Genomic DNA, 8260 nt, shown 5'->3' on the forward strand with positions numbered 1-8260 from the left:
ATTTTTTAAATATTTATATTATAAGATAAACTTAGATTCAATTATATTTACTTTAATTTTAGTAATAGCTTTTTCATCACAATATATTTTTGGAGAATTATATTTTATATATTTATGGTTTTTACCATTTAATTTTTTAAAAAAATTTAAAGGAGAATAAAAATGAAAAAAAAAATAGCGTTAATAACAGGAATAACGGGACAAGATGGTTCATATTTAGCTGAATTTCTTTTAGAAAAAGGATATGATGTACATGGAATAATAAGAAGAGCATCATCTTTTAATACACAAAGAATAGAACATTTATATATTGACGAATTGATAGAAGATATGCATAAAGATAGAAAAATAAAGTTGCACTATGGAGATATGACAGATTCTATGAGTTTAACAAGAATAATAAAAGAAATTCAACCAACAGAGATATATAACTTAGCAGCTCAATCACATGTTAAAGTATCTTTTGAAGTTCCTGAATATACAGCAGATGCAGATGCAGTAGGAACTTTAAGAGTTTTAGAAGCGGTAAGATTTTTAGGGATGGAAAAAACTTGTAAGATATATCAAGCTTCAACATCTGAATTATTTGGAAAAGTACAAGAAGTTCCTCAAAAAGAAACGACACCATTTTATCCAACATCACCTTATGCAGTAGCAAAACAATATGGATTTTGGATAACAAAAAACTATAGAGAAGCGTACGGAATGTTTGCTGTAAATGGAATTCTTTTTAATCATGAATCAGAAAGAAGAGGAGAAACTTTTGTAACTAGAAAGATAACTTTAGCAGCAGCAAGAATCGCAAAAGGATATCAAAAGAGATTATATCTAGGAAATCTTGATGCGCTAAGAGATTGGGGACATGCAAAGGATTACGTAGAGTGTATGTGGATGATACTTCAACACGATACTCCAGAAGATTTTGTTATTGCAACAGGAGAACAGTATTCAGTAAGGGAGTTCTGTAATTATGCATTTAAAGAGATTGGAATTGAGTTAGATTGGAGAGGAATTGGAGTAGATGAGAAAGGATACGATAAAGTAACAGGAGAGTGCTTAATAGAAGTTGATCCTCAATACTTTAGACCTTCAGAGGTTGAAACTCTTTTAGGAGACCCAGCAAAAGCAAGAACAGTTTTAGGATGGAATCCAAGAAAAACATCATTTGAGAATTTAGTAAGAAGTATGGTAAAACATGATCTTGAGTTTGTAGAAAAAGAACACAATGCTAGAATGCTAGTAAAGAGATAGGTGGAAAAATGAAAAAAAATTCTAAAATATATATAGCTGGTCATAAAGGGATGGTAGGATCAGCAATAGTGAGAAGATTAGAAGAAAATGGATATACAAATATTATATACAGAACTTCAGCAGAGCTTGATTTAAGAAATCAAGCTGATGTTGAAAAATTTTTTAAAGAGGAAAAACCAGAATATGTATTCTTAGCAGCAGCAAAAGTTGGTGGAATTCATGCAAATAATAGTTATCCAGCGGAGTTTATATATGATAATTTGATGATAGAAGCAAATATCATAAATTCTTCTTACAAAAATAGTGTAAAAAAACTTTTATTTTTAGGAAGTTCTTGTATATATCCTAAATTTTCGCATCAACCAATAAAAGAAGAGTATTTATTAACTGGTTCTTTAGAAGAAACAAATGAAGCTTATGCAATAGCGAAGATAACTGGAATAGAATTATGTAAATTTTATAGAAGACAATATGGATGTAATTTTATATCAGCAATGCCAACGAATTTATATGGAATAAATGATAACTTTAATTTGGAAACTTCTCACGTTATGCCAGCACTTATTAGAAAGTTTCATGAAGCTAAAATAAATAACTCTAAAGAAGTAATTATGTGGGGAACTGGAAAACCAAGAAGAGAGTTCATGTATGTAGATGATTTAGCAGATTCTTTAATTCATTTAATGTTGAATTATTCTGATGAAATACATGTAAACCTCGGAATAGGAGAGGATATAGAGATTGGAGAGTTAGCTAACTTAATTAAAGAGATAGTTGGATATGAAGGTAAAATAGTCAATGATTTATCAAAACCAGATGGAACTCCAAGAAAACTTCTAGATGTAACAAGATTAAATTTAACAGGTTTTAGGTATAAAGTTGAATTAAAAGATGGAATAAAAAGAGTTTACGAGTGGTTTTTAAATAATGAGGATATAAAAAAATGACTTTAAAATCAATTATAAAAAAAGTAGTAAAAAAATATTTGGTTGGAAAAGTAAGAACTCCATTTGTAAAAAATATAAATTTAGATTTAACTAAAAATCAAAAGAGAGTTTTAATTTCATATATTGGTTATTTTTCAACTGCAAATTTGAATGACACAATAGGGCATACTAATTTATTAGAATCGATTCAGATTATAAATATTTTTAAAGAATTAGGATGTATTATAGATATTGTTGATTGTAATTCAGATGAAAGTTTAAAATTTTTTACTTGTGAAAAATATGATATAATTTTTGGATTTGGAGAAGTTTTTTATGAAATAGCAAAATTAAATCCAACTGCAAAAAAAATAATATATGTAACAGAAAATCATCCAGAATTATCTTTAAAAAAAGAAACAGAAAGAAATAAATATTTTTATGAAAGAACAGGAAAAAAAATACCGCTAAGAAGAACTGGTATTTATTACAAAGAAGAGCATTTTAGAAATGTTGATTATGCAATAATAATGGGTGAAATAACTCCTTTTGAAAGATATAATATACCAATTTATGATGTATTTCCAACGGGTTTTTTAAATCAAAAATATATTTTTAAAACTAGAAGTCTAGAAGAGAGTAAAAAGAATTTTTTATGGTTAGGATCTAATGGAGCAGTTCACAAAGGGCTAGATTTATTAATTGAAATTTTCAAAAAAAATCCTGAGATAACTTTACATATATGTGGATTTAATCCTGAAGAAAAGTATTTAAAAATACCTAAATTAAAAAATATAATAAATTATGGAAGAATAGATATTCAAGGAGATAAATTTTTAGAATTAGTAGATGTGTGTAGTTATATAATTCTTCCATCGTGTTCTGAAGGCTGTGCTACATCAGTATTAACAGGAATGCTCCATTCTTTAATTCCTATTGTATGTGAAGAGACAGGATTTAGTAAATTAGGAGAAAATGCACATTACTTAAAAGATTATAAAATAGAATACTTACAACAAGAAATATTAAAATTATCTTTAAAAAACATAAACGATTTAAAAAAAAATCATGAAAAAGTTTATAAGTATGCAAGAGAAAATTTTACTATTAATAATTTTACTAAAAATTTAAAAAATATAATTGGAGAAATTATAAATGAATAAAAAGATAAGTATAATACATTTAACAACTGGAGCTAGTAATCAGTCTGCAGTGACTAGATTAGTAGAAGCGGAAAGAAAAGAGGGATTAAATTCTATAATATTAACCTTAGATAACAAAACTTCATATAATTTTGTAAAAAATTATTTAGATAAAAAAACAAAAATTTTAATAAAATATCTTATTAATTTTTTAGAAAAAATACAATTAAAACAAACTGAAACTCCTTTTTCAATCTCTAATTATTCAATTTCTAATTTTATAAAAAATAATGAATTATTAACAGCAGATATAATTCATCTTCATTGGATAAATGGTGGGTTTATAGGAACTAAATTTTTAGAAAAATTACAACAATTAGAAAAAAAAATAGTTATAACAATGCATGATAGTTGGTTTTTTACAGGAGGATGTCACGTAAAATTAGGATGTAAAAAATTTGAAAATTATTGTCATACTTGTGAACAACTAAAAAGCAAAAAATATAGAGATGTTAGCTATTATAATTTTAAAAGAAAAGAAAAAATTTTTAAAAATTTTAATGGAATAGTAGTAACTCCAAGTTATTGGCTAGAAATGGAAGCCAAAAAAAGCAAGGTGTTGTCAAAAAATAAAATAATAACAATAGGTAATACTTTAGATTTTGAAATATTTAAACCAATTGATAGAGGTATAGCTAGAAAAATTTTGAATATAAACTCGGATAAAATAATACTTGGATTTGGAGCTTTAGATTTTTCAAGTGCAAAGTATAAGGGTTATGAATATTTAGAATTGATTTTAAATAAATTTTTTAGAGATAAAAAAGAAAAAAAAAATAATTATGAAATTTTAATTTTAGGTGGAAAAAAATTAGATATTCAAGAACTAGCGGGAATAAAAGTAACATATTTAGGAACATTAAAAGATAATTATAGTCTAAATTTATTTTATTCAGCAATAGATATGTTATTGTATCCTTCTTTAGAAGATAATTTGCCAAATATGGTTATGGAATCTTTAGCTTCGGGAACACCCGTATGCTCTTTTCAAACTGGAGGAATAGAAGAAATGATTATAACAGAACAAATGGGAGAGGTTGTACCTCAAAGAAATATTGAAATTTTTGTAAATAAAATGAATAAAATTTTAGAGAATAGTTTAAATTTAGAAAGAGAAGAAGTAGCGAAAGAAATAAAAAATAAATATTCAAATCAAAAAGTAATAAGAGAATATTTGAAAATTTATAATAATATTTAATTAAAAGAAAAGGAGGTTATACAATGAAAATAAATATAGCTGCAGTGATAGTAACCTATAATAGAAAAAAAGATTTGCAGAAATGTATTGAGGCATTATTAAGCCAAACATTTAAATTAAGCTCGCTATACATAGTAGATAACGCTTCTAAAGATAATACTTTTGAATTTTTTTGTCAGGAAAACAAAATAGAAATATTAAAAATAATAGAATCAAAAGAATATTGTTCATATTTCACAATAATAAATAATATAAAAGTTAATTATTTAAGATTACAAAAAAACTTGGGAGGAGCAGGAGGATTTAACTTAGGAATGTCTAAAGCTTATGAAAATAAAGCAGATTATATTTGGGTAATGGATGATGATGGATGTCCTAGTTTAAATTGTTTAGAAAACTTAATATTGAATAAGGAGCTATCGGATTATTTAGCACCTTTAGTTTTGAATATAGAAAATAATTCAGAGTTAGCATTTAAATTAGATAATATTCAAACAATAGAGGATATACCTAAAAATAAGAAAATCTTAGAAGGATTTGCTTGTCCTTTTAATGGAATATTATATTCAAAAAAGATGATAAAAAAAATAGGAGTTCCTCAAAAAGAACTATTTATATGGGGAGATGAGTCAGAATATCATTTAAGAGCTAAACACAATGGATTTAATCCTATAACAATAATTAGTGCAAAACATTATCATCCTAAAGATAGAATGATATTAGAAAAAAATATTTTTGGAAATAAAAGTATAGTGTATCCAGAAGGGGATTTGAGAAAATATTGTAAATATAGAAATGAAGCATACACCTTAAAAAAATATGAAAAAAATTATAAAATTAAATTAATGAAAAAAATTATAGAATATACTTATTTTTTTACTATACAAAAAAAAATGAAGTTAAAAGATTTGGGATTATTTTATAAAGCTTATTATCATGGTATAAAAGGTAATTTATTAGAGCATGCTAGGTATGTTAAATGAAAATAAGAAAAACTCCAAATATAAAATATAATTTTATATTTAACATACTTAGAATTATAACAAATATATTATTTCCGATAATAACATTTCCATATGTTTCAAGAATATTAAATCCAGATGGGATTGGGAAAGTAACATTTACTAATTCTATTTCTGCATATTTTCTAATGTTTGCAAGTTTGGGAATCCCTCTTTATGGAATAAGAGAAATTGCAATGGTTCGGGATAATAGTAAAAAGCTTGAAAAGGTAACTTCAGAGATTTTTTTGTTAAATTTTATAACAACGATAGTTATTAGTATATTATATTTTATATTTTTATATTTAGGATATTTAGGAAAAGAAAGAACACTTTTAGAGATAATGAGTTTGAATATTTTTTTAACCTTTATAGGCATTGAGTGGTTTTATCAGGGGATGGAAGAATATAGATATATAACGATAAGAAGTATAATATTTAGAGCTATGTCTTTAATTTTAATTTTTAGTTTGGTTAAAACAAAAGAAGATTATATTATTTATGGAGCAATAATGGTATTTTCATCAGTTGGATCAAATATATTTAACTTTTTTAAATTAAAAACTTTTATAAAATTATCTTTTAAAAATTTAGAAATGAAAAGACATATAAAGCCCATAATAACAATATTTAGTATGAATATAGCGATAAGTATATATACAAATTTAGATAATGTTATGCTAGGGTATAAATCAACAGATATTTCAATTGGATTATATTCATCAGGAATAAAAATGGTAAAATTAGTTTTAGGGATAGTTACCTCTTTAGGAGCTGTTATGTTGCCAAGAATATCAAATTATATCCATAATGAGATGGAAGTAGAGTTGAAAAGTCTTTTAGATAAATCTTTTAAATTTATAACTTTGCTTTCATTACCTTGTTGTTTAGGATTATATTTAACTTCAAAGGAAATTATTTTAATTTTTTCAGGAGAAGGATTTATAGATGCAGTTAATACTATGAAATATTTAACACCAATAATAATATTTATAGCGTTGTCTAATTTTATTGGTATTCAAATTCTTTATCCAAGAGGCGAAGAAAAAAAAGTATTAATTTCTGTGATAATTGGAGCTATTATAAACTTTAGTTTAAATTGGATTCTAATACCAAAGTATGCTCAAGATGGTGCTGCAATTTCAACAACAGTAGCAGAAGGATTAGTATTACTAGTTCAAATACTTTTAGGATATAAATATTTAAGATTTATAAAATATGATTTTGAATTTTTTAAAACTATTATAGCTACAATTTTTATGGGAATAATTATTATAATTTTTGATAAATATTATGTAGATAATATTTATTTATCTTTATTATTTAAAATATTGATAGGGAGTAGTTCGTATTTAATAGTTTTAATAATTTTAAAAGATAAATTTATATATGAAATTTTCAATAAAATTTTGAAAAGGGGATAGAAATGAAAAAATATGATTATTTAATAGTAGGAGCTGGACTATTTGGATCAACTTTTGCTTATGAAGCTAATAAAAGAGGAAAAAAATGTTTAGTAGTGGATAAAAGGAACCATATAGGTGGAAATATATATTGTAAAAAAATAGAAGGGATAAATGTTCATCAGTATGGTGCTCATATATTTCATACAAGTAATAAAAAAATTTGGGATTATGTAAACTCTTTTGTAGAGTTTAATAGATATACAAATTCTCCAATAGCAAATTATAAGGGGGAGATTTATAATTTACCATTTAATATGAATACATTTAATAAACTTTGGGGAGTAGTTACTCCAGAAGAAGCTAAGGCAAAGATAGAAGAACAAAAGAAAGAGTTAGGAATAGAAGAGCCTAAAAATCTAGAAGAGCAAGCAATTTCTCTTGTTGGAATAGATATATATACGAAGTTAATTAAAGGATATACAGAGAAGCAATGGGGAAGGAATGCAACAGAACTCCCAAGTTTTATAATAAAAAGACTACCTGTAAGATTTACATATGACAATAACTACTTCAATGACAAGTATCAAGGAATACCAGAAGGTGGATATAATATTATTATAGAAAAGATGTTAGAAGGAATAGATGTAAATCTATCAACAGATTTCTTTAAAAATAGAGATAAGTTAACTGATTTAGCTGAGAAAATAGTTTTTACAGGGATGATAGATGAGTTCTATAATTATGAACTGGGAACTTTAGAGTATAGATCACTTAAATTTGAACATGAAATTTTAGAATGTGAAAATTATCAAGGTGTAGCAGTTGTAAATTATACAGAAAGAGAAATTCCTTATACTAGAGTAATAGAGCATAAACATTTTGAATATGGAACTCAAGAGAAAACAATTATAACAAAAGAATATCCATCTGATTGGAAAATAAATGATGAACCATATTATCCAGTTAATAATAATAAAAATAATGAACTTTTTGAAAAATATAAAAAGTTAGCAGCTAAAGAAACGAATATAATTTTTGGTGGAAGATTAGGAGATTATAAGTATTATGATATGCATCAAGTTATAGAAGCAGCTTTTGATATTATAAAAGAAGAATTAGATGAAGGATCAAAATATTGATTATTATAAAGATGATTTAGGTATTTTGATGATTTTAGCTTATATAATATAATTTATTGGAAATAGAAGTAAAATCTAAGACTTAATATGCTTATATGTAAATCTAGTAAAATTTTCAAGTTTTATTTTGGAATTTT

The 8260-nt window shown here is 24.9% G+C and carries 7 protein-coding genes; all 7 read left to right on the forward strand.

All coding sequences use genetic code 11. From position 1 onward, the window contains the following. The first annotated feature begins 162 nt into the window (after positions 1-162). From gmd to glf, 7 genes are read left to right on the forward strand one after another with little or no spacing between them, the layout of a single operon-like run. Complete coding sequence (gene gmd, locus HMPREF0202_RS02390) at positions 163-1251, forward strand: GDP-mannose 4,6-dehydratase (protein ID WP_023051789.1); 1089 nt, start codon at positions 163-165, stop codon at positions 1249-1251. A gap of 8 nt (positions 1252-1259) precedes the next feature. Beyond that, positions 1260-2198 carry a GDP-L-fucose synthase gene (fcl, locus tag HMPREF0202_RS02395; protein ID WP_023051790.1) on the forward strand — a complete coding sequence of 313 codons (939 nt, stop codon included), beginning with the start codon at positions 1260-1262 and terminating at the stop codon, positions 2196-2198. Beyond that, entirely contained in the window at positions 2195-3340 is a 1146-nt protein-coding gene (locus tag HMPREF0202_RS02400) for a glycosyltransferase (RefSeq protein ID WP_023051791.1), read from the forward strand. The genes fcl and HMPREF0202_RS02400 overlap by 4 nt, the downstream gene beginning before the upstream one ends. Continuing rightward, positions 3333-4577, forward strand: coding sequence for a glycosyltransferase (locus tag HMPREF0202_RS02405; protein WP_023051792.1), 1245 nt, complete (start codon positions 3333-3335; stop codon positions 4575-4577). The genes HMPREF0202_RS02400 and HMPREF0202_RS02405 overlap by 8 nt, the downstream gene beginning before the upstream one ends. 23 nt (positions 4578-4600) lie before the next feature. Beyond that, positions 4601-5560 (forward strand): glycosyltransferase, encoded by a 960-nt coding sequence (locus tag HMPREF0202_RS02410; RefSeq protein WP_023051793.1) that lies wholly within the window; start codon positions 4601-4603, stop codon positions 5558-5560. Further along, the gene (locus HMPREF0202_RS02415) at positions 5557-7002 is read left to right on the forward strand and encodes a flippase (protein ID WP_023051794.1); all 1446 of its coding nucleotides are present in this window, start codon (positions 5557-5559) and stop codon (positions 7000-7002) included. The genes HMPREF0202_RS02410 and HMPREF0202_RS02415 overlap by 4 nt, the downstream gene beginning before the upstream one ends. 2 nt (positions 7003-7004) lie before the next feature. Beyond that, positions 7005-8123: a UDP-galactopyranose mutase gene (glf, locus tag HMPREF0202_RS02420; protein ID WP_023051795.1), complete on the forward strand. Its 1119-nt coding sequence runs from the start codon at positions 7005-7007 to the stop codon at positions 8121-8123. Positions 8124-8260: the final 137 nt, after the last annotated feature.

Origin of the sequence: Cetobacterium somerae ATCC BAA-474 (assembly GCF_000479045.1) — a bacterium.
Taxonomy (GTDB): domain Bacteria; phylum Fusobacteriota; class Fusobacteriia; order Fusobacteriales; family Fusobacteriaceae; genus Cetobacterium_A; species Cetobacterium_A somerae.

Excerpts from the sequence above, each read along its gene's own strand:
- fcl (WP_023051790.1), top strand. The coding sequence starts at position 1,260 with ATGAAAAAAAATTCTAAAATATATATAGCTGGTCATAAAGGGATGGTA.
- gmd (WP_023051789.1), top strand. The coding sequence starts at position 163 with ATGAAAAAAAAAATAGCGTTAATAACAGGAATAACGGGACAAGATGGT.
- HMPREF0202_RS02400 (WP_023051791.1), top strand. The coding sequence starts at position 2,195 with ATGACTTTAAAATCAATTATAAAAAAAGTAGTAAAAAAATATTTGGTT.
- HMPREF0202_RS02405 (WP_023051792.1), top strand. The coding sequence starts at position 3,333 with ATGAATAAAAAGATAAGTATAATACATTTAACAACTGGAGCTAGTAAT.
- glf (WP_023051795.1), top strand. The coding sequence starts at position 7,005 with ATGAAAAAATATGATTATTTAATAGTAGGAGCTGGACTATTTGGATCA.
- HMPREF0202_RS02415 (WP_023051794.1), top strand. The coding sequence starts at position 5,557 with ATGAAAATAAGAAAAACTCCAAATATAAAATATAATTTTATATTTAAC.
- HMPREF0202_RS02410 (WP_023051793.1), top strand. The coding sequence starts at position 4,601 with ATGAAAATAAATATAGCTGCAGTGATAGTAACCTATAATAGAAAAAAA.